At 54.9% G+C, this 24,857-nt stretch carries 23 protein-coding genes; 18 read left to right on the top strand and 5 right to left on the bottom strand.

Annotated elements, in window-relative coordinates:
* The first annotated feature begins 485 nt into the window (after positions 1 to 485).
* From Q9295_RS10195 to Q9295_RS10110, 18 genes are all read left to right on the top strand, one after another.
* Positions 486 to 2,108, top strand: a complete 1,623-nt coding sequence (locus Q9295_RS10195) for a hypothetical protein (protein ID WP_306680460.1) — start codon at positions 486 to 488, stop codon at positions 2,106 to 2,108.
* A gap of 488 nt (positions 2,109 to 2,596) precedes the next feature.
* Positions 2,597 to 3,550, top strand: coding sequence for a hypothetical protein (locus tag Q9295_RS10190; protein WP_306680459.1), 954 nt, complete (start codon positions 2,597 to 2,599; stop codon positions 3,548 to 3,550).
* Between the two features lie 12 nt (positions 3,551 to 3,562).
* Positions 3,563 to 5,248 (top strand): lytic transglycosylase domain-containing protein, encoded by a 1,686-nt coding sequence (locus Q9295_RS10185; RefSeq protein ID WP_306680457.1) that lies wholly within the window; start codon positions 3,563 to 3,565, stop codon positions 5,246 to 5,248.
* A gap of 24 nt (positions 5,249 to 5,272) precedes the next feature.
* Positions 5,273 to 10,396, top strand: a complete 5,124-nt coding sequence (locus Q9295_RS10180; RefSeq protein ID WP_306680456.1) for a hypothetical protein — start codon at positions 5,273 to 5,275, stop codon at positions 10,394 to 10,396.
* Positions 10,397 to 10,452: 56 nt separating this feature from the next.
* Positions 10,453 to 11,181 (top strand): hypothetical protein, encoded by a 729-nt coding sequence (locus Q9295_RS10175; RefSeq protein WP_306680455.1) that lies wholly within the window; start codon positions 10,453 to 10,455, stop codon positions 11,179 to 11,181.
* Positions 11,174 to 12,754 carry a terminase large subunit gene (locus tag Q9295_RS10170; protein ID WP_306680454.1) on the top strand — a complete coding sequence of 527 codons (1,581 nt, stop codon included), beginning with the start codon at positions 11,174 to 11,176 and terminating at the stop codon, positions 12,752 to 12,754. The genes Q9295_RS10175 and Q9295_RS10170 overlap by 8 nt, the downstream gene beginning before the upstream one ends.
* Positions 12,755 to 12,773: 19 nt before the next feature.
* The gene (locus Q9295_RS10165; RefSeq protein WP_306680453.1) at positions 12,774 to 14,765 is read left to right on the top strand and encodes a portal protein; all 1,992 of its coding nucleotides are present in this window, start codon (positions 12,774 to 12,776) and stop codon (positions 14,763 to 14,765) included.
* Between the two features lie 15 nt (positions 14,766 to 14,780).
* Positions 14,781 to 15,104 (top strand): hypothetical protein, encoded by a 324-nt coding sequence (locus tag Q9295_RS10160; RefSeq protein WP_306680452.1) that lies wholly within the window; start codon positions 14,781 to 14,783, stop codon positions 15,102 to 15,104.
* 8 nt (positions 15,105 to 15,112) lie between these two features.
* Positions 15,113 to 16,075: a hypothetical protein gene (locus Q9295_RS10155; RefSeq protein ID WP_306680451.1), complete on the top strand. Its 963-nt coding sequence runs from the start codon at positions 15,113 to 15,115 to the stop codon at positions 16,073 to 16,075.
* A 9-nt stretch (positions 16,076 to 16,084) separates the two neighbouring features.
* Positions 16,085 to 17,005 carry an SU10 major capsid protein gene (locus Q9295_RS10150; RefSeq protein ID WP_306680450.1) on the top strand — a complete coding sequence of 307 codons (921 nt, stop codon included), beginning with the start codon at positions 16,085 to 16,087 and terminating at the stop codon, positions 17,003 to 17,005.
* A 114-nt stretch (positions 17,006 to 17,119) separates the two neighbouring features.
* On the top strand, positions 17,120 to 17,443 hold the full coding sequence (locus Q9295_RS10145; protein WP_306680449.1) for a hypothetical protein: 324 nt from the start codon (positions 17,120 to 17,122) through the stop codon (positions 17,441 to 17,443).
* Positions 17,444 to 17,473: 30 nt separating this feature from the next.
* A complete protein-coding gene (locus tag Q9295_RS10140; protein WP_306680448.1) occupies positions 17,474 to 18,058 on the top strand; it encodes a phage adaptor protein in 585 nt (194 codons plus the stop codon).
* Entirely contained in the window at positions 18,055 to 18,669 is a 615-nt protein-coding gene (locus Q9295_RS10135; RefSeq protein WP_306680447.1) for a collagen-like domain-containing protein, read from the top strand. Before Q9295_RS10140 ends, Q9295_RS10135 begins: the two co-directional genes overlap by 4 nt.
* A gap of 240 nt (positions 18,670 to 18,909) precedes the next feature.
* Entirely contained in the window at positions 18,910 to 19,548 is a 639-nt protein-coding gene (locus Q9295_RS10130) for a hypothetical protein (protein ID WP_306680446.1), read from the top strand.
* Positions 19,545 to 20,318: a hypothetical protein gene (locus Q9295_RS10125; protein WP_306680444.1), complete on the top strand. Its 774-nt coding sequence runs from the start codon at positions 19,545 to 19,547 to the stop codon at positions 20,316 to 20,318. Before Q9295_RS10130 ends, Q9295_RS10125 begins: the two co-directional genes overlap by 4 nt.
* 4 nt (positions 20,319 to 20,322) lie before the next feature.
* Positions 20,323 to 20,520 carry a hypothetical protein gene (locus Q9295_RS10120; protein ID WP_306680443.1) on the top strand — a complete coding sequence of 66 codons (198 nt, stop codon included), beginning with the start codon at positions 20,323 to 20,325 and terminating at the stop codon, positions 20,518 to 20,520.
* Positions 20,517 to 21,113 (top strand): glycoside hydrolase family 108 protein, encoded by a 597-nt coding sequence (locus Q9295_RS10115; RefSeq protein WP_306680442.1) that lies wholly within the window; start codon positions 20,517 to 20,519, stop codon positions 21,111 to 21,113. The genes Q9295_RS10120 and Q9295_RS10115 overlap by 4 nt, the downstream gene beginning before the upstream one ends.
* A 1-nt stretch (position 21,114) precedes the next feature.
* Positions 21,115 to 21,414 carry a hypothetical protein gene (locus Q9295_RS10110; protein WP_306680441.1) on the top strand — a complete coding sequence of 100 codons (300 nt, stop codon included), beginning with the start codon at positions 21,115 to 21,117 and terminating at the stop codon, positions 21,412 to 21,414.
* Positions 21,415 to 21,718: 304 nt separating this feature from the next.
* Here the strand turns inward: Q9295_RS10110 and Q9295_RS10105 are convergent, their stop codons facing one another.
* From Q9295_RS10105 to Q9295_RS10085, 5 genes are all read right to left on the bottom strand, one after another.
* Positions 21,719 to 22,036, bottom strand: a complete 318-nt coding sequence (locus Q9295_RS10105; protein ID WP_306680440.1) for a DNA ligase LigA-related protein — start codon at positions 22,034 to 22,036, stop codon at positions 21,719 to 21,721.
* A gap of 20 nt (positions 22,037 to 22,056) precedes the next feature.
* The gene (locus Q9295_RS10100) at positions 22,057 to 22,239 is read right to left on the bottom strand and encodes a hypothetical protein (protein ID WP_306680439.1); all 183 of its coding nucleotides are present in this window, start codon (positions 22,237 to 22,239) and stop codon (positions 22,057 to 22,059) included.
* On the bottom strand, positions 22,236 to 22,454 hold the full coding sequence (locus Q9295_RS10095; RefSeq protein ID WP_306680438.1) for a hypothetical protein: 219 nt from the start codon (positions 22,452 to 22,454) through the stop codon (positions 22,236 to 22,238). The genes Q9295_RS10100 and Q9295_RS10095 overlap by 4 nt, the downstream gene beginning before the upstream one ends.
* Positions 22,447 to 24,162 (bottom strand): ribonucleotide reductase barrel domain-containing protein, encoded by a 1,716-nt coding sequence (locus Q9295_RS10090; protein WP_306680437.1) that lies wholly within the window; start codon positions 24,160 to 24,162, stop codon positions 22,447 to 22,449. The genes Q9295_RS10095 and Q9295_RS10090 overlap by 8 nt, the downstream gene beginning before the upstream one ends.
* Before the next feature lie 86 nt (positions 24,163 to 24,248).
* On the bottom strand, positions 24,249 to 24,857 hold the full coding sequence (locus Q9295_RS10085; RefSeq protein ID WP_306680436.1) for a nucleoside triphosphate pyrophosphohydrolase family protein: 609 nt from the start codon (positions 24,855 to 24,857) through the stop codon (positions 24,249 to 24,251).

The following is a 24,857-nucleotide window of genomic DNA, read 5'->3' as shown; positions in this document are numbered from 1 at the left end:
CTCAGGAATCGCTTTATCGTAGGCGCTGGTGGGTCTTATTCCGTGGGGGATACAGGTGGCGCTAACGCCATTACCGAAGTCCCTGCCCACAGTCACGGCTCAGGCACCCTGACGGCAGTCGGCGGTGGTCACACCCATACTGGGACGACCTCGACTGATGGCAACCACGTGCACAGCGGTGCACCGACTAGTAATAGGAACAATCTTGCCTCGGGTGAAAACTACACCGCCTCAGCACGGGCGGGTTCTGGGGATACTGGCACCGCTGGTGCTCATAGCCACACAATCACCACCACGGACACAGGGGAACATACGCATACCCTGACCGGAAGCACAGCCAGTGCTGGTGCAGCCTCGGTGGACATCCGCCCGCCATACTTTGCCCTTGCCTACATCATGAAACTCTAACTCAGAACGTCTCAATGACTAAGGCCCATCAGAAGTTCCGCCACGGTTCTGTAACCGAAGAAATCTAAGGATCACCTATGCCCGTCTTTCCGATCCGAGGGGTGGGCGAAATTGGTGTCATCACCGATCAAAGCCCTCAGGACCTCCCAATCCATGCTTGGACTGATGCCCGAAACATCCGGTTCTCCAACAAGACCGTAAGCCGCTACTCCGTATTCAAAAAAGTTTCCTCGGCCAATACTTACGCGAAAACTCCGGTCGGGGTTCTTAAGGGAGGGGCCAACCATGAGGGCTATCTGGTCACTGTATTCACCGATGGGACGATTTCTCAGATCACCAACGGTGCGTCTATGGATGTGACACCAGTAGGCGCCTCCGGCGTCACTGATGTTCAGATGACCACCACTACCCTAGGGGGCCTAACCTATATCAACCGAGTTGCTGATGTTCCTTACTACCGGAAAGACCCCGGTGAAGGTGCGTTCAAGAAGCTAACAGGATGGGACCCGTCAGATCGTTGTCAGGCCCTCAGGTCGTATAAAGACTTCCTAGTTGCGTTGAACGTATCCAAAGGAGGTATCGACTATCACGGGATGATTAAGTGGTCCGATGCTGCCCAGTATGGCCTCCCTCCTGATGATTGGGATGTGCTTGATCCAAGCTCCCTCGCTGGTGAGACCGTCCTGAACGACCTTAGGGGCCATCTAGTAGATGGTCTCGCGCTGGGCGATACCTTCATCCTCTACGGTAATAACCAGACCTTCCGTATGGACTTCATAGGCGCTCCCTTTGTCTTCCAAGTTCAGAAGCTCTTCGAGGACCAAGGGGCCATCGCGCAGAACTGCGCCGTATATGTGGATAACGTCCATTACGTCTTCGGGCGGACTGACATCTATATGCACGATGGAGTCAGTAAGCAGTCGATTGTGACGAAAAAGGTGGCCAAACGCATCTTCTCGGACATTGATCAAGAGCTTGCCTATAAATGCTTCGTCTACCATGACCGGGTGAATAACGAGATTGCCTTCTGCTATCCCAGTAAGGGGGATGACAACAAATGGTCGGCTGTTGACTGTCAGTCCTGCAACAAGGCCGCGGTCTACAATTACAAGGACCTCACATGGACCTTTGTGGACCTACCCGGTCTCGTAGGATGGACTGAGGTATCCCTCTCCGAAATCCTTGATTGGGAAGCCATCGAAGGTAGCTGGGGCAGCACCGTTAGTGCATGGTCCTCGGTCTCTGGGGTAGCACCTGAGGGATTGGTTCTCTGCTCTAGGGGCCGTAGTGGGGACGCTCCGGTAAGTCCGCAGCCATATTTCCTAGACTCTGGGTCTGGTGGTCTCCATTCGACAGAGGTTGTCCCTGAGGTCCTTTGGGATGCTTACTGCGAACGGATTTTCTGCGACCTAGACGAGATTGCGCCAGACCTATTGGGTAGGAAGCTGCTGAGGCGGTTGGTCATCCAATATTCTCTTGGCGACGAGGAATACTCACTTCGGGTTTCGGTCGGGAAGACAAACGTCCCGGCTGGAATTACTGACTGGGGCCGGATGAAGACAATCACCGGGTATGTAGACTCAAAATACGACTCAAGGATTAACGACCGATACTTCTCAGTGAGGTTCGAGTTTCCGGCTGGGTCGTTTGGGGAAATCAATGGCTTTGACGCCGACATTCAGAAGATTGCGGGGAGATAATGCCATTCACTCCCGTCCACATCCCTGAAAATTATGTTCCGTCCCCAAGTCCCAAAATGGAGGGGACGGATCGCCGCCACCTTGAGTTAGAGCTACGCAGGATTAGTCAAGTGCTGTCCAAAGCGGTTGAAGCCATCAAGGAGCTACAGACACACGCAGCATCAACCCCATGATAGTTACACCTTTGGTTCAGAACTCTGAGTTCTCAATCACTGGTGAATTTGTGTGGTTCGGATTGATCCTACATGCGGATGTCCATGTGCCGTGGACTAAGGGGGTGTTGAAACGCTTTCGGGACGCACTCGCGCAAATCTCTCTCCGGTCGAGAAGTCCTGTCTACGCCTTTCACGCCCCCTTTCACGACACCAAGCTACTCAAGTTCATCAAGATGACTGGGGGAGTATTTCACCACAAAAGGCTCATGCCTTCCGGGGAATGGGCTGAGTTTTACCTCTACCCTCCCTTGGACCTATCCAAAGGAAAACGCTATGGGTAGCCTCTTCTCTAGCAAAACCAAAACAGTCAAGGAGCCATTCGAGTCTAATCCTTGGAAACCGCAGCAAGAATACCTTATCGAAGGTTTTGACGCGGCTTCGGGCGCTCTCTCAAGTGGACTACAGCAATTGGGGGACCTCGGGGACCTCACTGCCAACCTGACCCCTGACCAACTCGCGCTGATTTCCCAAATCCAAAACCACGGGACCGGGACAGCAGGCTCGGTATCAAGTGCGGCCATCGGTGCCGGGACACAAGCTCTCGGAGGTATGAGCCAGTATCTCGGCAATCTTCAGAACCTTTACGGGAAAGCGGGCGCAAACCCCACCCAAAGTATCCTAGATAACGCCGCCGCCTTCGGGAATGACCCTAACCTCCAAGCTCAGATCGACGCCGCCATCGGTGACGTGAACAAAGGCTTCCAGCGTGAGGTTGCCGGGATCAACTCCGGTGCTGTTGGCACTGGTAACATGAACTCGACCCGCACAGGCGCACTTGAGGCACTGGCCTTGGATGACGCTATGGATCGCTCGGCCAGCATTTCTGCAAACATGCGCGGTGACGCTTATCAGGCTGGACTCGACCGGGCTATGGGGATTGAGCAGAACACCTTCGACCGAATGGCTGGTATCAACTCTGAACTGGGTAATTCAGCCCTCACTGGTTACAATCTCGCAAGTGGTGGTGTCTCAATGGGCGCTCAGGGTCTCTCTGATGCGCTTAATGCAGCAGGGATTATCCAAGGTCAGGATCAAGCGGAAATCCAAGGTAAGCTCCAAGCAGCGGGCCTCGATATGGATATGATCAGCCAATATATGGCGGCGATTGGTGGGAACTACGGCTCTAACGGCTATCAGACCAAGACTTACCAGCAAGCCAGCCCCTTCCAGACCCTTCTCGGCGGTGCCGCAACGCTCGGTGGCTTGGGTTGGTCTCCCTTCGGTTAAGGAAAACCACTCATGGATTACCGTCAAACTGCCGCCCAGATGGCGCAGAAGTATGGCATTGACCCGAACCTCTTCGCTGCTCTGATCACTCAAGAAAGCGGTTGGCGACCTAACGTGACCAGCCCTAAGGGTGCCTATGGTCTGACTCAGGTTATGCCAGATACCGCCCGCGACCCCGGCTTTGGGATTACTCCCCTAACAAATGTCGAAGACCCTACGGACCAGTTACGGTTCGGCGCGGAATATCTCTCGACCATGCTTAACCGCTACAACGGTGATGTTCCCCGAGCCTTGGCTGCTTACAACTGGGGTGCTGGAAACGCCGACAAATGGAGCGGAGACCCTAACAGTCTTCCCGAAGAAACGCGGAACTACATCGCTAGTATTACTGGCGGTGGAAGCATCACCAAGTCCTCAAAAGGTGGGGGTGAGGGGCCGGGAATGGGTGTCTATGATGATCTGTTCGATGTCCAGACCCTCGACGGTAGTCCACTCCCTCCTGAAATCGTAGCCCAACGGGCCGAGTGGGGGATACGGAAGGCTGAGAGTGATGCACTGGGCTTTGGAGCCTTCACCGAGCCTTCCATGCCACCGGGCTTTGGCGACTTTGGTGGTGGCTCTGGTCCTGTCCATGCTTCTACCCGAGGCGCACTCAACGAAGACGATATGACCGAGAAGGAAAAAGGCTTCTTGGCTTGGCTCATGCCGGACATGACCAAGGAGCAGCGACAAGACCGCCTCTTGGCGATTGGAGCAGGACTGCTCTCAGGGACCAACTGGAACGATGGCTTCGCAGGCGCGGCCAACAACCTCATGGGTCTTCGCGGAGAAGAGCGTGAGGGCGAACGCCGGGAAGAAGACCGTGGCTTCGATTGGCTGATGCAGGAACGGCGCTTGGGAGCAGCCGCAGAGGCGCGGAAAGCCGGGGGAGGGGGCTATCAACGTGTAGGCTCCGCAATGGACCCGACCACAGGTGAAATCATCGGTGGCGTGGCCTTTGACCCTAATACGGGGATGTATGGTCAAGTCCAAGCTGACGGCTCCTTCAAGGCTATGCCGGGTGTTGTCCCATTGAACAACTCAACCGCCGCTGGTGATAAACTTGTGACTGGAAACATGGTCGCTAAAGCTCAGGCTGAGGTCCAAGAGCTTCAGACGGGTATGAGGACCATTGAGCGTATCCTCCCGACGATCCAGTCGATGGACTACGGTGTGGACGGCTTCGTTGAAGACCTGAAGATCAACCTGAAGACCCTCTCAGGAACTGTTGGTCTATCTGAGGAAGAAATCCTTCGCCGTGCCGCTCAAGGGGACATCCAAGGGCTGATCGGACAAGCAAGGACTGAGGTCGTTGGCCCCGGTGTTATGACCGAAGCAGATGCCCTCCGCGTTCTGTCCGCTCTAGGTGGTGACGCTCAAGGTATCTTCTCTAATCCGCAAGTTGCCACTGAGTTGCTGACCACACGGTATGAGGGCATGGCCCGCCGTTACGGACAGATGCACGACCAGTATGACATGTATCGGAATATCCCCGGTGCAGGTTTCATCGACATCCCCCGTCATACCCCAAACGCGGATTTCACGTCGATCACCAAGGGTAAGACCGACAAGGGCGCTCTCTCGTCGGAAGTGCCTGAAGGTGTGGACCCTGCACTATGGGAGGTGATGACCCCTGAACAGCGCAAACTCTGGGAATGACCCAATGAATTAAGGAGACTTTAAGTGACGCTGGAAGAACAAAAAGCTCAGGCTTTGGCCGAAGCGCAAGCTAAGTTGAAGGCGAGACAAGCCAGCGTCACTGAAGCCCCTGAAGCAGATACGAGCTTCCTCGGTGCTTTGTCCTCTGGTCTGGATCAACCTCTTGAGAATATCGGGATCACTCTCGAAGCTCTTGGGATGGAGTCCGCTGGTGGCGCACTGCGGGGGATTACAGATCAGCCTGAGAATTACGAAAGTGCAATGACGGGCCTCTATAACGAGGGCGGCACTTTCTATGACCTATCTTATTTGCCCCGCGCTGCCGTTGAGCAGTTGGGTCAGTGGGGTGGGTCTTTGGCCTCTCGGGCCGCAGGTGCTGGTGTTGGCGCTGCTGTAGGTGGTGCCTCCTCTGCTATCACAGGCCCCGGCGCTATTGGTGGTGCTGGTGTGGGCGCTGCTGTAGGTGCTTTCGCTGGGCCAGCGTTGTTCGAGGGTATGCAAATCCTCGGGCCGACTGCCATTGAACGCGCTCGGAATAATGGCCGCGAGAAGCCCAACTCCGAAGATTGGTCATATGCCTTCGCAACGGCTGGTGCATCGGGCGCGTTGAACGCTCTTGCTCCCGGCTCTGAGGGCATCCTACGCCGTATGCTGATTGAGGGCGTCACTGAGGGTGGTCAGTCCATTATCCAACAGACGGGTGAGACCGCTGGGACCGATAAGGGTCTCGACATTGACCTCCGTCAAGCAGGTGCTGAGGCAATCGCTGGTGCAGGCTCGGCTGGTATGTTCGACGCCACCGTGGCTGGTGCAACCGCCGTCAAGGATGGCGTAGGCAATGCCGTAGGTGCCGTCTCTGACAAAATCCGATACGATAACCGTGATTTCTCTGAAGACGAGGTGAGGGCCGCAGATAGGCTCTGGCAAGCCTCGGACCAGAATATGGATGTCCTCGGGAACGTAGATGATGTGGGCGAGGGGACCGCTAAAGGCGCGGCAAACGCCGCTCTTCGTGAGGTGAGGGCTGAAGCCAGCACCATCGCCACTAGCCTCCGCTCACTAGCCGCTGCCACGGGCAATCGGGAAGGTAAGGCCGCAGTTGACGCTGTGATGCGGACTCTGGGCCACCAAGGTTCCCCTACACCGACGACCTTCGTATCCAAGCTGGAACAATACTTCCCAAATGAGCCAGACGTAAAGCGACTAGCCTCTCTGGCGAAGCAGGCAAACACCATTCAGGATTTCACCCTGAACGGGACCCGCGACATGGGTGGTCTTAGCCAGTTCACCCGAAACTTTGACATCACGGACAAGCGTAACTCTCTGAAGCTCGGCGCCTATGCGGCCCTTACGGCTGGGGTAAGTTTGTCTGGGGTGGGTGCTGGGTTGGGCGGAATTGGTAGTGCTTGGATGGTCAACCGCATCGCACGGGCAATTGACCGGAAGACAAATAACCGCTCTCGGGTGAAGCGTTTTGTGGACTCCGTAGATAGGGCCGGACGACTGCCAACCGAGATTGAAGGTAAAACCGCCTTCGACTCCTTGCAGGATTTCAAGGCTCAGCAGAAGGCAGAAGCCGCCGCCCGTAAGTTTGCCTTGGATCAGTCCAAAGAACAGGCCGCAGCCGCTGCTAAGCAGGCCAAGATGGCACAAGCTGCCCCTACGGTTGCTCAAGCTCAGCAGACCCAAGCCGTCCAGCAACAGGCCGCACAGCAGGCACAGGTTGACGTAAACGCTCAGCGTCTTTCGATGAACAGCAAGGCGACCGAGCAAATCTTTGCAGATGATAAGGTCCCAGAAGGCGTTCCGTATATGGAACCCTACCTCCGCTGGCAGCAGGCCACGGGCGCTGGGCCTGATACGACCCTTCAGGTAATGGAGGCGCTGGCTAAAGAGGGTGTGATCCCGGCTGACGCTCCCCAGCGTTTCCGAGAAGACATCCGTTCGTTCTCGACCAAGGAGGATGAAACCTATGCCATTCAGGAGTTGATCCGGCAGAGGGTGAACCCAGACCATCGACCCAACTTCAACCCAACCAAGAACCCTGAGGATGTCCTCAAGAAGTTCCAAGCGACCGACAACCGACCCATCGGAGACCGCAGGAAGTTCAAAGCCCGTGAGGGCGAGAGGATCGTAGCCAACCTAACGGCTGAGATTGAAAAGGCCGAAGGGACCATCCCCTCTGAGCAATACCAAGGTCTCTATGCCCTTAGGTCCGACTTGGATCAGGCCAATATGACCCGTGCTGATCGGTTCAGGATGATGAATGAGGTCTTGCCTCAAATCTTCCAAAACCCGGTCATGGTTGAGTTCTGGCGGAACAAGTTTACGCCTCTGGCAGCGATTGGGAACGACTATGCCATCGAACGGCAGGTTGATCAGGAGCAGGTCGAGAAAGAAGAGAAGTTCGAGAAGACGCTCGAAGCTGTCTCAAAGCGTGTGAAGAAAGGAGCCAAGCCGTCCGCTGCGAATGACAATCAACAGCCTGACGTTGGCCAAAGTCCTCCGCAGACAACGGAAGACCGCGCTCTAGCAAAACTCAAGAACCCGGCTCCTAAAGAAGATGTCGAGGTTAAGACTGAGGTCACTAAAGTCGTGGAGGCCACCGAGCCTCAACTTCCGGTCTCCGTTGAACCCAGTCCAAAGGAGGTTGCAAAGCCTGTCAGCAGTCGGGCGCGTAAACGCCTGAAAGATCGTGTTCAGGATCGGATTGATCAAATCAATTACGCCTTGGCACTGGCTGAGGGTGAATCTCAGAATCTGGCAGAATACATCGCAGCCCTTCCTCCGACGACTGAGGGCCGGGTAGAGAAGATGCTCTATGACTTCGCCTCTGATCGGGTGACAGTCAACCAACTGGTGGACCAATTCGCCAAGAGCTTTGGCCTGCCCCCGTTGGAAGCGGCTCGTATCGTCAACGATGCGTTGTCTAACATGGAAGCTGAGGGTCGTCTTGAACGCTTCAGCCCAAGCGGCTCGAACAGTCTCCGGTATGATGGCTCCTATGTGAAGGACCCTGAGGGCAGGCGCCTTGAGGTCGTCCAGATCAACTTCAAGGACCCGCAACTGATTGAGAATATCGAAGTTGCGAAGGCCGTCCGACAGGCTGAGAACATGGTCAATCAGGATTACCCGGATACCATGTATGCTCCCGGTAATCTGACCGAGGGTGCCTTCAGGGCCATTAAGGACATTCCCGCTGAGAGGATTGATGACTCCTTCCGGCCTATTCTGGACACCCTGAACCGACTCCGGTCGTCCCATATGGCAGTAAACTCGAACATGCTTCGGCAGATCGAAGAAGGGCTTGAGGGGACTGGTGATAAGAAGGTCGGGACCATTGGTTCTGTCCTGATCGGTAAGGACAAGTTCGGGCGGGCAGACGATACGACCATGAGGACTGTGGCTCAGCTACTGTTCCAACTGGGTGACAAGGATAGCCGAACCTCCAATCTGATCCGTCAGGAGTGGATTGCGGGCGCAAACCTGCGCATCTACTCGCGGAACGGTTTGGCCCATTCTCAGGCGGGGGACCTTATGAAAGGTATTCTCCGCACCCCTGAGAAGCATCCTGTGGGTGGGGCTGATGGTCTCAAGTTCGTCTTCCACGGTATCGGGAACTTGCTGGGCTTCGATAAGAAGTCCCCGGCTGAGCGGCGTAACGCTCTATTCCAACCGGGTGTGGCTGACGGTCTGATCAAGTTCGCAGAGGACCCCTTTGGCCGACTGACAATGAAGGACCGGAACGGTAATCAGACTGAAGTTGGGAAGCTGGTAAAGAACGGGGAAGGTTTCTTCCAAGTCCTGAACGCTGCCCATGAGGTTAAGGCAATGATCGACTTCGCCCGCGCCCGTCATAAGGGTAAAGCGAAGCTAACCAACGCCCAACTGCTTCAGGACCCTGACGTTCAAGCCGATCTGGCTGAGAACTACACGACTGACTTCATTGTCCAACTCGACGCCTCGAACAACGCCTACCAGATTGCTGGCATGACGATGGCTGAGAGCAGTGTCCTCCGAGCCACCGGGCTACTGCCTCGGGAGGGATTCGAGGGGGACCCGGACTCGATCCAAGGTGCTGACATCTACCTGCAACCTGCGAAAGCGATTGCAGAACGCATCCCCGAATTGGCAGCAGTCGGTTTGCCGGATACTGAGTTGAGAAAGCTCTTCAAAAAGGCCATCGGGACCTATCTCTATGCGGCTGAGTTCAACTCCCGTGAGGAATCCTTCCGCGATGTCTTCACGAAGCTGGCTGGGGACGCTCCCATCATCGGTATCGACGGTGATGGTCTGATTAACATTCCTGAGCAAACTGTAGCGGACCTCAAGTCCGAACAAGGCGCTATGTTTGTCGTGCCAAAATACGACATTGAAGGGAACGTCAAGAAGACCGAGCGAGTCCGTAAGCGTGTGGCTGAGGTCAACGGTAAGTGGGTCCTTCAGACGGCGAAGGGCGACAACGCTGGTTTCCAGTCGAGTCGAAAGGCTTTCGCTGATGCGCGTGAGGCTATGGCCTATGCCTATGAGATGGACCTTTACGTCAGGATGAATGACGAACTGATCCGCGACATGAATGTCCGCTATCCGGCAATCCGTAACTATCTGAAGTTCGCTTCGGTGGTCTCTGAGATTGCTAAAGGTCGCGGTGAGATGGGTGTCAACGTCCCTACCAAGGACGGGATGATGCTGCGGTATGAGTTCAACCAGAACCCGGTCTTCATTGCGGCTGAGACCAAATTGCCTACAGGCAGGGTGGTGCCGCTTGGGGTCCAGACTGACGAGTTCAAACTTGCTGGTCGTGGGCTTGCTGCCCTCATGACTCACCAGAATGACGCTTGGTCCCTCAGGGAGACCATGAAGCGGTTGCCGGAATTGAAGGGCTTTAACCCGATCCACGACTCCTATGGGTTCCACCCTTCGGACGCAAAGGTCGGTCAAGAGACTTGGGTTCAGGTGATGCAAGAGCTTGGCTCAGGTGACTACAACCTGTTCCTCGACATTCTGGAAGCCAACCAGATCAGCCGCCAAGAGTTCTTGGCTCAGATCAAGGACGCCGCACTCCGGCAGGCCGTGGACCAAATGGTCTGGGGTCGTCAGGGCGTGGAGCCTGTCCCGGCACGGTCCATCCCGACCGCGCTGTCGTAAAAAAAAAATCCCCCTTCCTTAGACGAATCCAAGGGAGGGGGAACAAGGAGAGAATGATGACCGTTTTTACGCCAGAGATGTGCGTCACCACAGGTCGTCTTTTGACTGAGTGGTTTGAACACCCCGAATACACGGACGAGCAGCTAGAGAAGATGGCTTGCGACCACTACGGCATCGCCGTTGAGGATCGTCCTATGGGGATGCCCTTCAGGATCAGAGAGGAAGACCCTGAAAAGGCCGACCTCGCACAGAAGATCAATGCCTTCATCGCCGCCCGCCGCCGCAGGACATGGCCTAACGGCATGACCAAGCAGGAAGTGCAGTTCAGACTTAACGAGGCGACGAAGATGATCGACCCCACGAATTTCAAGTTCCTTCCAGATGATGTGAGGGAACGCACCGGACTAGAGATTAACCCTCTCTGGATGATGGAGGCTTTAGTCCGCTCAGGGCTTCTTACGCCCAAGGAACAGGTCGCCGCTCTGAAGGAGTTGGCGGCTTATACCCATTCCAAGGCTCCTAACATCAGCCACAGCACGACCACCCACCTGAAGCCTGAGGACTGGCTCCTTGAGTTGGCTAAGGACGAATACAAGGTTCTAGGTAAGGACATCCCCATGCCCCAGCCGATGCAGCCCGTCGAAAGGGGGATGCACGTCGAGTTCGAGAAGCGGCAGGCTAAACGCCTCGCTGAGAAATCGGCTCTAGCTGGCTACGGCGCCGCTGAAGTCGATGAAATGACTGACGGTATCGAAGATGCGGAGTGGGACGTAGACAATGGTTGACCAACAGGCGGCTCTTTTAGAGGTCCGCCGAAAGCTGAAGGAAGACTTTCCCTACTACGCCCGAAATGCCCTGAAGATCAGGACCAAGGATGCCAAGATCGTTCCATTCGAGTTGAACGCAGCGCAGCGCATCCTTCAGAAAGCTATTGACGACTCTATGGCCGAGACAGGTCGGGTTCGTATCATCATTCTGAAAGGGCGGCAGCAGGGTTTGTCCACCTATGTTGGCGGCTACCTCTACTCCCGTGTTTCACAATCGACGGCCAAGAAGGCTATCGTGGTGACGCACAAATCGGACTCGACCACTGCTCTGTTCAACATGACAAAGCGGTATCACGAGAACGTCCCAGAAATCCTCAAGCCCAGCACCAGCTACTCTTCTCGGAAGGAGCTTGTGTTCGACCTCTTGGACTCTTCCTACATTGTCGCAACGGCTGGTGGGGAGGCCATCGCTCGGGGTGAGACGATCACCCATGCCCATCTATCTGAGTTGGCTTTCTGGAAGGAAGGGTTCGCTAGGGAAAACCTAAACGGTCTTCTTCAGTCGATCCCCGATGCCGACGATACAGCGGTCTTTATCGAAAGCACTGCCAACGGTGTGACTGGGCCTTTCTACGAGATGTGGCAGGGCGCGGTTGCGGGGGAGAACGGCTACAAGGCTGTTTTCATCCCTTGGTTCCTTCAGACCGAATACCGCACACCTGTCCCCGAAGGTTTTGAGAAGACACCTCAGGAGCAGGAGATTGCCCTCAAGTATGGCCTAGATGACGAACAGGTCTATTGGAGGCGTCTAAAGGTCAATCAGAACGGCCTCGACATGTTCAAGCAGGAATACCCCTGTGAGCCTGAAGAAGCCTTTCTGACGACTGGTCGGCCCGTGTTCGATCCCGAGCAACTGACTAAACGAGCCGCTGAACTCAAGGGACCCATCTCTCGGCTGGCCTTGGAGTTGACTAGCTGGAATGAGCATCCCCTTGGGGAACTCTTGCTCTATCGTCAGATTGACCCCGGTGAGACTTACTTCATCGGTGCAGACGTGGCGATGGGCGTCCGAGGTGGAGACTACTCGGTAGCTCAGGTTCTGGACTCAGAGAAGCGTCAAGTCGCCGTGTGGCGGGGGCATGTTCACCCTGATTACTATGCTGAGGTTCTGTTCCGCTTAGGGACCCTCTTCAACAATGCCAAGATCGCGGTCGAGGCAAACAACCACGGCCTCCTGACGGTCAACCTCCTGTTCAAGACATGGCACTATCCCAACGTCTACATGAACGTGGTCGAAGACAAGATTACAGACGTGGACACCCCTAATCTTGGGTTCATCACCAACGCCAAAACCAAGCCTCTGATCATAGACGACCTTAGGGCCGCTCTTAGGCTGGGTGAGTTGGAACTGAACGACAAGACGACAATCTCCGAGTTGTTGACCTTCGTGGTCAAGGAGAGCGGCAAACTGGAAGCTGAAGGTGACTGTCACGACGACTGCGTGATGTCCCTCGCTATCTGCAACCACATCCATGACGGAGTTTGGAAACCGATCCCTGTGACGGCTTCCCACTACGTCCACGCAATCTAGGAAACCTATGGCTAAGAAAATGGACGACGAAAAGATCGTCACCATTCTCCAAAAGGCCATCAGTGACAGCGAACACATTACCGATGGTCGGCTCTCCCGTGAGCGGCAGGAAGTAGAACGCTACTACCGTGGCGAACTACCTGCGCCTCTCCATGCAGGCGACTCCAAGTATGTGAGCCGAGATGTCTTCGACGCTGTGGACTCAATGAGGTCCACGGTTCTTGAAGCCTTCTTAGCCCACTCTCGGATTGTGAACTTCAGCCCCGAAAAGGGTGAGACTGTCGATGATGCCAAACAGGCGACTGACTACTGCCGTCACGTCCTGTTCAAAGAGAATGACGGTGAGCAGCTTCTCTACGATGTCCTGACGGACGGCCTGATGAAACGCTTTAGTATCGTCAAGGTTTTTGGAGAAGAGCTTACCGACGACCATACCTACGAGTTCGAGGCTCTTACCGAGGATGAACTCACGGCGGCTGTAGCTGATTACCCGAGCTATGAGTTCAATGAGGCTGAGGTGACACCTGAGGGACTGTTCTCCGGTTCCTTCATCGTCACCAACCGTAAACGCCGGGTTGTCTGCGAAGTGGTTCAACCTGAGGACATCTTAATTTCCTCTCGGACCACCAAGCTGTGTGATGCCAAGTATCTGATCCACCGGATGACCAAATCTAAGTCTGAGCTTCTGAAGGCTGGCTTGGATAAGTCCAAGGTAGAGGAACTGACCTTCTCAGCGTCTTTCGACATCGACAAGAACTATGAGAAGCAGTCTCGGTTTGAAGTCGTGGACGACATGTTCTCGAACAATGACGCCTACCAAGGCGCTGTCGAAGAGGTCACGGTCTACGAAGCCTACATCGACCTTGACATGGAGGGGGAGGGTAAGACCCAACTCTGGAAGATCACGATGTCCCAGGATGTGGTGCTTCACAAGGAACAAGTAAAACGTAAGCCTTTCGCGGTGTTTGTTCCTCTGCCAGTCCCTCACACCTTCTTTGGTGAGAACTTTGGCAAGGCTGTGATCCCGGTTCAGAACGCCCGCACGGTGTTGATCCGGCAGATTATCAACCACGCTCTGATCACCAACAACCCACGTCAGATGGTCATGACAGGCACTGTGGCTAACGCCTCAGAACTGGTCGAGAACCGCATCGGTGGTATCGTGAACGTCCGCAGGATGGACGGGATCGCTCCCATCCCTCAGGGCCAACTTAACCCTTACGTCTTCAGCTTGATCAGTATGATTGATGAAGACAAGGAAGAGGTCACAGGCATCTCCAAGTTGTCCCAAGGGATGAACAAGGATGCTATCTCGACGCAAAACTCCCAAGGCATGGTTGAGCAATTGATCAGCCAGTCGCAGCAGCGTCAGAAGATTGTGGCCCGCCGCTTCGGTAAGTTCGTTCGAGAACTCTTCGGCCTGATCTACGATACTGTCATCGACTTCGTAGAAGAGGCTGAATATCTGGACGTGACTGGGAACTATGTTCCGGTCAAGCCTGCGGATTGGATTGAGCGTTCTGCCGCCTCCATTGAGCTATCCCTTGGTTATGGGGATCAGCAGAGGGAGGCAATGAAGTGGACGGAAATCGACCAATACTTCAGGACCGATCCTCAGCTTGCCCCGGCATATGACTATACCAAACGGTATGAGGTCCTTCGTCGTGGCCTAGAGCTACGTGGCGTTGAGGACATCGAGTCCTTCCTGACCCCGCCTGACAAGCTGCCTCCGGCGCAACCAAGCCCCGCTGAACAGCTTCAGATGGAGCAGATGAAGTCTCAGATTGAGTATCAGAAGGCTCAAGCTCAGGCGATGATCATGAAGGGCGAAAGCGACCGGATGCTGGCTCAAGCCGCTCTGATCAAGGCCCAAGCCGATGCAAGCCATAAGCAGGCTGACTCGGTGATCGAAGCCAAGCGTGTCGAGAACGAAATCCACATCGGTCGTGAAGAACTCAGGATCGCTGAGACCGTCCCCGACAAGAAGGCAACCTTCGCGCCTGACATCTAAACCTAAGGGCCTCCTTTGGATTATCCAAGGGAGGCTCCCACCGATGGAGAGAGAACCATTCAGCTAACAAAAGAGAAGGCCCTGAGAGTAGGCGCTGGGCTTCGGAACCTCATGAAAGACGAAGGTTTTGAGACAGCGGTTCAGGTTCTGAAGGACGAATACCAGACTGTCCTGTTCAGCACCCTACCGCATGAGACCGACAAGCGTCAGCTTCTCTACCTAGAGGCCCGGTGTCTGGACAACCTGCTTGCTACCCTCCGCTCCTTTGTCGCCCACGCTGACCATGAGGCCATGAAGTCTCTGGTCTACAGCGACGAAGATGAACCTATTATCGTGTGAGAGAAAACATGGACCCTGAACTGACAGGCTCTGAAACAAGCCTAGATGACGCTGTAGAAGCGTTTATGAAATCGACCCCTGACGAGGAAGCCCTAGCTGGGGTTGAAGTTGAGGATGAAGAGGAAGAGGTCTCCACCGAGGCTGAAACCGCCGAAGATGATGGTGGTGAGGATGAAGGTGATGGCTCTGAAGCTGCTGAAGAAGGTGAGGGTGATGAAGACCCTGCACCAAAGGTCGCTGAAGATGACGCTGAGGTCGTTGTCACGGTCGATGGCAAGGAACAGAAGTTCGCCGTCAAAGACCTGAAGGCCCTCGCAGCGCAGAAGACCCAGCTTGAGACCACTGCCGCTGCTCTCGCCGCCCAACGCCGGGTTATGGAGACGCAAGGTCTCTATCTCGCTAAAGTCCTTGATGATCGCTTCAAAGCGGCCAAGGAGAAGGTTGAGAAATACAAGGACGTGGACCTGTTCCGCGCCTCCCGTGAGCTTGACCCAGAAGAGTTCGATGCCCTCCGCGCCGCCAAGGAGAGTGCCGAAAGTGAACTCAAGGCCCTTGAAATTGAGGGTAAGGAGTTCGTCCAACGGAGCCGTGACGCACATCAACGTCTTCTCCGTGAACAGGCCAAGGAGTCGATGAAAGTCATCGCCAAGGCCATCCCTGATTGGAATGACGCGCTCTACGACCAGATCAGGACTTACGCAGTGGCCCAAGGCATGGACCGGGACACTGTGAATACCATCGTGGACCCCGGTGCCATCGTGATGATGAACAAGGCCCGACTCTACGACCTCGCCCAAGAGAAGAAGACGGAAGTCAAGGAGAAGGTGGCGAAAGCCCCGACCAAGGTTCTGAAGAAATCGGAGACCGTAGATCGGGAAGCTTCCGCTGTTCAGAAGCTCCGCAAAGCTGCCGCCGCCTCTGGCTCTGTTGATGACGTGGCTGAAGCGTTCTTCGCCGCCACCAAGAAGTAAGGATATACAATGCCCACTCACCTGAAGACGTTCGACCTCGTTGGCAAAAAAGAAGAGGTCTCGGACTACATCTCCATGATCACCCCGAGCGACACTCCGTTCCTGTCTTCGATCAAGACTGAGACCGTCGAGAACACGCTCTACCAGTGGATGGAAGACCAACTGCGGGCTGTCGCTAAGAACGCCAAGCTCGAAGGCGCTGACGCCGCTGACAGCAACCGCGACCAGCCGACCATGCGTCAGAACGGCACTCAAATCCTCGAAGAGACCTTCAAAGTCTCGGGGACCGCTGACGCCGTGAAGCTCTATGGCCGTGATAAAGTGACCGCCCGTGAGACCATGAAGACTGGCAAGCTCCTGAAGATGGACCTTGAACACTCTCTGGTCGGCACTGGTCAGACCTATGTCGCCGCTGCTGGTGCTGTTGCTGGCGAGTTCGCTGGTGTTCAAGCTCAGATCGACTCGGCTGTGACCGTAACCATCGACTCGGACGGCTCGACTGCTGGCAACCAAGCTGGCCCGTTGACTGAGACTGCGGTCATCTCGGCTCACGAGAAGCTCTACAACGCTGGTTCGGATGCCACCACGCTGATGATCAAGCCTTCGGACTCGAAGCTGATCGCAGGCTGGCTGCAATCCTCGGGTCGGACCCACACCACCGACAACGGTGACACCAAGCTGACCAACGTGGTCAACGTCTATGAGTCGCCGTTCGGCACTGTGCGAGTGGTCAAGAACCGCCGCCTCCGTGCTTCCGATGCGCTGCTCTACGATCCGGCCAACTGGAAGCTGGCTGTCCTGAAGGGTCGTAACTGGTTCCGCGAGAAGCTGGCGAAAGTCGGTGACGCTGAGCGTTGGATGATGCTTGGTGAGTTCGGCCTGAAGCACAACAACAAACAGGCCACCGCCCTGATCACCAACCTGACCTAAGGGTAGGGGCTAAGGCCCCACCCAAGTCTACCTTGGACTAAATCCAAGGCACCTGAGGACCACTTGAGCCGTCTCTCTCCCGGCTTAGGTGGTCCTCTCTTTTTTGGAGAGGCAATGACACACCGCACAGCATACCCGAACCTGATTGGAGCTACTGAAGACCTCATACTGGGGCAGGGCGACGAACAGGATGTCATCACGTCCGAGCAAGAACTCGGCAAAGATTTTTGGGACGACTTGCAAGAGGCTAAAGAGAACTTCTCGTTCCGCCTCAACGGTCTAACCCCAGTCGCAACCATCCCTGAGGGGCTGGTCAACAAATGGATACGCGAAGGCTTCGACTTCTGGTCGGCGCCAGCTAATGAAATCCTCCAAAAGCTCCGCCTCGAACATTATGACGCCTTCATCATTTCAGGCGACAAGACCTTCGACCACTGAGCTTCTTGGATAAACCCCAAAGGAGCCGCTATGGATTACACTGAGCTTCGGACCCTGTTTCATGGGTTCCTGAACCGAGACGATTGCTCCGACGAACTTGCCGATCAGTTCATCAGTATGGGACTTCGGCGGGTCGAGCGACTTCTCCGCACCCCGCTACAGAAGGCAATTGAAAGCTTCATCATCCCAGAAGCCTTTGACGGGATTGTAGATGTCCCTCGGGACTACCTAGGTCTGATTGAGGTTAGGCTTGATGGGCGTCCTCTGAAGAGACTAACCAGCGGGCAGACTGACGCGATGTCTGGGTTCAAGCTGGGTATTGATGGTTTCAAGCTCTACGGAACCTTCCAGCCCCAGTCCGTCATCGAAATCGAGTATTACGCAGAGTTTGACAAGACGCCGGACCCCGGTGGGACGACCAACTACGGATTGGTGTTGTCTGATCTTGTTATCTTCTCCGGTCTGATCTTCGCCGCCACTTATTACACTGATGCACGAAAGGCTGAGTTCGAGCAAGTCGCGGCGGCGCTGAAGGCTGAGATTGATGAAATGTCTGCTCTTGATGAACTCGCGGGTGGACTTGTTGTCACTCCCTACGGTGGGGGTATCGCATGAAAGAAAGCACTTCCTTCTACGCACTGCGGGGTGGTCAAAAACGTGATCAGGAACTCTTCGAGAGGTTCTTACTCACGATTGATAACGCATACGACCTCTGGCTCTCAGTCGGTAACACAGGCACCCTAGATGACTATTTAGCCTCACTCATAGGACCAGAAGGCCCAGCAGGACCTCAAGGCGTCAAAGGCGATAAAGGCGATAAAGGGGACAAGGGGGATGAAGGTCCTCAGGGTATCCAAGGTATCCAAGGTCTCCAAGGCGTCAAAGGCGATAAGGGCGATAAAGGGGACAAGGGGGATGAAGGTCCTCAGGGTCCTCCGGGTATCCAAGGTATTCAAGGCGAGGCAGGTCCTCAGGGTATCCAAGGTATCCAAGGCGTCAAAGGCGATAAAGGCGATAAGGGTGATAAGGGTGATAAAGGGGATATTGGCCCAACAGGACCTACCCCTGTCCTTAGTAATGCTTCACAAACCGCTGACGGCCTCATGTCCAAAGAGGACAAGACGAAGTTGGATGCTGTGGGAACCATGGCTAACCGGGCCTTCTCCTTTGGCGCCGCCGACCCGACAGGAGGCGCTAATGGGGACATTTACTTCAAGGTGGTGTGACTATGTTCACTTTACAGACGCATCCTGAAGAGGTGATGCAACACCCCCTAATCAAGCTCAACGATATGTGTCGGACCACGATTAGGACGAGACGGTGGGGGGATAAGACACTGGCAGAGTTATTCACACGACCAGTCCAAGGGGTGATCGTTGACGCGGCGGAGAATATTAAAATGAAGGTTTGGCACCTCTGCGATGATGAAGTCAAAAAGCTGATCAATTCGGCACTAGAGAGGGCCTATGCCTCAGACTGACTTCAAAATAGGAACCGCTGTAGTTACAGCCACAGGTGGGTCCTCTCTAGTTTGGGCAAACCCCGGTAACGTAATTGTTGACTCAACATCGACAGCCACATCCGCAGCGCCTAAGAACTCCGCCACGATAACTCAACAACTGTGGATTACAGGCTTTCCACCCATTCCCAGTGGCTCCCGTATTGTCGGTGTTGAGATGAAGATGCGGGTAGGGGTCGCCGGGGCAGATGGCGCCGCACATGTTCTCCAACTGACGCATGGTGGTGTTCTTATAGGTAGTAATCAAAGTAGTCCGACAATTCCAGTATCTATCGTTAATAATCCCGTTCTCTACGAATTGACAGTAGGCGGCGCAGCGGACCTCTGGGGCGTGTCTAACTTGACAGACGTAATGGTTAATAGCCCCACGTTCGGAGTTGTCTGCGCCTTCACAGCCCCCATTGGAGATAACAAGACTGCGGTTTCTCTGTCATGGGTTAAACTCAATATCCACTATGAGCCGAATGATGGGGTCTTTGTTAAGGACTCCGGTGTTTGGAAAGTAGGCACGGGATGGGTTAAAGACGGCGGTATTTGGAAACCCGCTAAGAAATATCTGAAAGAGGCGGGAGTTTGGAAACTATGACTACTTATGCGCTGGTAACTGCCGATAGGTCTAAAATCCTATCGGTGGGAGAGAGGCCGACTTGGATTTACGAAGATGCGCCTGTGTCCGACGATGTTTTGCGGGCAGGTGGGTTCATGACAGACTCTGCTGGGCAGGTGGTCTTAGATGACATGGGGATACCTAGGTTGGCTGAGGGACGGGACGGTTGGGTTCCTGTCATAGTTCAACCGCCTCCTGAGATTGATCCCCACTTCGAGAGATGTTCCCTCCAAGATCAGTCCGATTGGGTGATCTATGAGGACAAAGTGGTTCGTGGTTATGTCGTAGAGACTCGATCCTATATTGCAGTCCAAGCGGAGCTTATAAACCTCGCTGATGAAGCGGCTGAACAGTGTCGCTCTGTTTTCCTCACCTCCACGGGAGGTGGTCAAGCTCTGGAATACAGCGAAACTCGACTCGAAGCAGATAGCTGGGTTAAGGACCCTAACCCGGATTTAGACAACTACCCAATGCTTCGGGCTGAATTGAACGCATTAAGAGCGGCAGACCCTGAAGCTACGATTGAGGCTGTCTTGGATGATGTTAATTTCCAGACAGATTTGTGGCGGGCGGTGGGGGCAAAAATAAAAGAGGTCAGACGGACCTGTAAAGTTCTGCTAACCAATTCAACCACTCTGGAAGAACTGAGGCATATACGGGATTGGGCACAAGCTGCCTTCCGCGATATTGCCAACAGCGGGACGTTCACCCCTTACCACCCAATAACCTCAATCAGTGAGGGTATGTGAAAACATGAGCAAACCAGACTTCAGCATAGAGGCTATTGATATGAAAGACGTTGGGGACGTGGCTGCTGGGTCTGCCGCTCTGGGTAGCTACCTAGCATGGCTACCCGAGACTGCCGCTCTGCTGGCCATCATCTGGACGCTGATCCGCATTTACGAATGGGGCCGGGTCCGTATTTTCGGAAAGGAGGGTAAAATCCTATGAGAAGCAACTTCGAGAAGTCCTTTGAACTTGTCGTTGGACATGAGGGGGGTTTTACCAATGATCGGCGGGATCGGGGAAACTGGACCACCGGGAAGATCGGCGTAGGTGAACTCAAGGGAACCAAGTTCGGCATCTCTGCCATGTCCTACCCACACCTCGACATCAAGAATATCACGCTGGATCAGGCCAAGGCCATCTATGCGAAGGACTTTTGGGGCAAGGCTGGTTGTGATCAACTGGCTATTGGACTTGATTACATCGTCTTCGATGCTGCGGTGAACCACGGTGTAAGTCGAGCCGTGAAGCTCCTTCAAGCAGCGGCAGGCGCTGGGCAGGATGGAATCCTCGGTCCTAAAACCTTGGCCGCTGTCGCCAAGAAGGACCTCACCAAGCTGGTCAAGGAGTTCTCAGTTCAAAGGCTCATGTTCTGGGCCAACATCAGCACCTTCGAGACCTATGGTCTTGGCTGGTTCCGCCGAGGGGTTGATACGACTGTTACTGCCTTAGCTATGGCTGGGTTGGATCAGTCCAAGACAGAACCTGCAAATGACAATGAGGAACCCTCCTTGTTGGCTCGTATTTGGAGAATGTAAAATGGCTGTCGGGAAGATTGCTAAAGTGATCCTTCCCCGCGTAGTTCGCACCGTTGTCGGCGCCGTTGGCGAGAAGGCCCGTGCTATCCGTTCGAGTAAGGAAATGATTGAGACAGCCGCCAAAGTTGTCGCAACTGACCATAAGGACGGAAGCTGGCTACAGCGTAACTGGCGTCCACTGATGATGCTATGGTTTGGTCTCCTGATCGGCCTCTATTGGTTTGGCCTAGGCCCCACCGAAGTCCCTGTCAGCGTTATTCAAGCCATGTTCGACCTAGTGATCCTAGGCATCGGCGGGTAAGGAAAAATAAGCCCCACCAAGGTTCCTCATAAGAGGTTCCAAGGTGGGGCTTATTTTTTCATACTGGCGTCATGTCGTCATCATCGTCTTTCAGCGTTAGCCAAAAGAATACGGCGATGGCGAACAGCAGACCCAGAAAGGGGTTGTCGTTCATGTTCTTGCGCTCTTTGTCACAGGCTTGAGACAGACCGGGCAGTTAATCTCGAAAAAATCACCGTCACGCTGGTCGCTATGATATTTGGCCTCGAACTCTTTGAACTCAAAAACAGTCGAGCAGTATCGACACGTCACAGCATGTCGGCGCTCAGATGGGGGATTCCCTCGCTTTAGGATTACGACCATCGGTCTTCCTCTTCTTCGTGCTTTGGATCAGGTCCATTGCAGCACCTTTGACGATCCCCGGAAAATCCCGGTTGAGCAGGGTGCCTGCCTTCAGGTCGTCCTCGGTGATCAGGTGCTTGTGGCGATGCCGGATAGCGGGCCAACCCTGAAGCATACGCTTAGCCATCGCATCGAAAGCAGCGTCAGTTAGGAAAGGCTCGTCCAACTCATAGTAGGCGTAGGACGCCATGAGATACCAAGGGACCAGCAGATTGCGGTTGAACTTGGTGGCGTCCTGCATCCGCTTATCCAGCAGAGCCATTAGTGGACCGGGATGGGAGTCAGGTGGACTGCCTCATAGTGTTGCATAGGGAGAACGGTAATTCTCTCGCCATCATGCTGCATGATCAGCAAGCTACCATCAGCTTTGAAATCGGTAATGGTCTCGAAAGAAACCTCGTCACCTGTCCAGCGAACGGCGCTGACCTCAAATTTACGGGTCATCGTCTCTTCCTTCCTTTGGATTGTTTCAATGGAAGACGGGCTTCCGTCCTCTCAAGTTTTCTCTGAAGCTCTTCGATCCGGTCCACCAAGCCTTCAATCAGATCGGCTATGAGATGGTCCCCAGACTCCCTAAGGGCTTCGACGGCGAGGCCGGGTTCAAACGCCCCGGTCCTCACTTCGATGTCGTCCATCATCTCGAACAGACGATCAGACACCACAACTCCCACCCTTACCCGAGATGTCGCAGATGTCGTGGGTCTGGACAGCCTCCGAGAACTCGACCCCGAGTTGGGCTTTAGCCTCACTGTAGGGAACATGGGTCAGTGGTTGACCGCCCCGAGACCCGTCAGGGTAACAAGTGAAGCCCCGAAGGCGGGGAGCATACTGAGCCAAGGTCCGAGCGAAACCATCCACCGTGTCAGGGTTATTTCCGGCACTGCCCCATGCAGGGAGATTGATGGTGCTGGAAATCGACTGATCGACGTAATCTTGGACATCTGCTTGGAACCTAATTCTCCGCTCCGGGTCCAACGCAAGGTCGGCAGCGGTTTCGATGGACTCAGGATCAAGACCGTAGACCTCAATCAACTCTTGGGCCGTCCCATCGACCACATACTGATAGTGCCAGTCGTTCTGGCCCTTCAGGTAGCGGCGCTTGTAGGCAACGGCGAACAGGGGTTCGATCCCCGTGGTCGTCCCGGCGAGGATGCCGATGGAGCCTGTCGGAGCGATGGCCCTCTTAGCGACCGGACGGCTGATCCCAAGCTCGTCAGCGAACTTGTCGCCATGGTAGTCGGTGCCAGTCTTCCAGACGGTCAGCCACTCGTGAAGCTCAGGTGTCACCTCGTAACGATAGCCACGCTTCAGCAGCCACTCATGGACACCCATAATTCCAAGACCCAAGCGGCGGTTCTTCTCCCGCACCCGGTAGACCTTCTCGTAGGGCAGTTGTGCCTTGAGGGTCCCGAGTAGGAGGAACTTGGCCGCAAGCTCGGTGACTTGGGCCAACTCTTCCTTGCTTTGGATGCGTCCAAGGTTCAGGGAACCAAGGTTACAGACATCGGAGTCATCCTCGGAAGTGACCTCAGTGCAGGCGTTCCGCAGCGTCTCATTCTCCTTCTCGAAGAAGTTGAAGCTGAAGCCCGGTTCACCAGTCTGAAGCGCCTGAAGGACGTTCTGCCGGAACACAGGGTCAGCGGCGTCTCCGACATACTTGAGTTCACCCAGATCGTTGTAAGGGACCAGCCAGTCAGTCTTGTAGTTGACCGAGATGTTGGTCATGTCGAGCGGGGCAGGGAAGTTGAAGTCCTGCTGCTTGATGTCCCAATAGGTCAGGCCAGTGGTGCCGACAGGTTGCTCATGCCAATTCTTGGCGGCGAGGAACTTGAAGACATCGGGATGGGTCCGATCCAGCGAAGCATAGATGGCGGATCGACGGCTTCCACCCTGCATGACGCGACGACCAATCTCGTTGATCATCTGCATCTTCGGGATGGGGCCGGATGCCTTGCCACCAGTGCGGGCAATAGGGGTCCCTTCGGCGCGATAGCGGCTGTAGTCGTTCCCAATACCGCCCCCAGTCATCAGGGCGCTCTCGGCCTTCCACGACAGGTTGGCCCAGTCCTCTCGGGTGTCCTCTTCCGACCGCAACAGATAGCAGTTGTTGAAGAACTTGTTCGGACGGCCAGCGTAGTAGAGGTAGCGGCCACCGGGGATGAACTTCAGATCGCGGATGAACTCGTAAAGGGCGATCATCTCATGGGGAGTCAAAAAGCCCGCGCAAACGTCAATGACCAGAGTGGCAGCGAGGTCGTCCCAAGTTTCCGCACCAGAAAAGTCCGCCTTATGGGCATACTTGTGGTTGAAGATGTCCTCGGAAAAGGCCGAGCGGAACATGGGGTTGGTGTTTGACTTAAACGTCAAATCTTTCTCCTTGATGGTTGAAATAAAAGGGTCTCCCTTGGACGATCCAAAGGAGACCCACACACTTCCGGTTGCGCCGGGTGTTCTTACGCCGCCAACTCGGTTGAGGCAGGTTGTTCAGGTGCGATACCAAGCGCGGCAAGAATTGTCATAAGACCCTCAAGCTCTTCGTTCATCTTGGAGACCTTCTCATGGACGGTCACGGCAAGATCAGTCAGGTCCGGGGCTACATAGTTCGGACCTTTCAAAACCTTCCCCGTCTCTGGGTCACGGACCACGCCGCCAGCGACCTTGGTCATGTTGGAGTCCACAACCCGTTGTAGGATTTCCGCCACACCTTCGTCACCGATCATGGCTGCGGTTTCATGGAGGATGTTACCGAAGCCGTCCAAGGCCATGACCCCTTCCGGGCTGGCTTCAATCCGCTCAAAGACCAGATTGTTATCACGGTAGTAATTAGCCGCAATTGCAACACCGACCGACACATAGAGGGCGTCACCGATTTCTTTCAGCAAGGCAGCGGCGAGTTCGACAGAGGGGTTGGCATGATAGGCGTCCAGAGCTTCCAAAGCCTCTTGAGACTCTTCCAGCATAAGCTGGGCTTGAAGACCCATATTCGGGGTTTGACCAGCCGCCTCCATAAAGGCGACGACTTGCGGGATGAAGCGTTGTGCGAAGGGGTTGTTCATGATCAT

Source organism: Pseudogemmobacter lacusdianii (genome assembly GCF_030848395.1).
Lineage (GTDB): Bacteria > Pseudomonadota > Alphaproteobacteria > Rhodobacterales > Rhodobacteraceae > Pseudogemmobacter > Pseudogemmobacter lacusdianii.
This window is presented reverse-complemented; position numbering and strand designations above follow the sequence as displayed.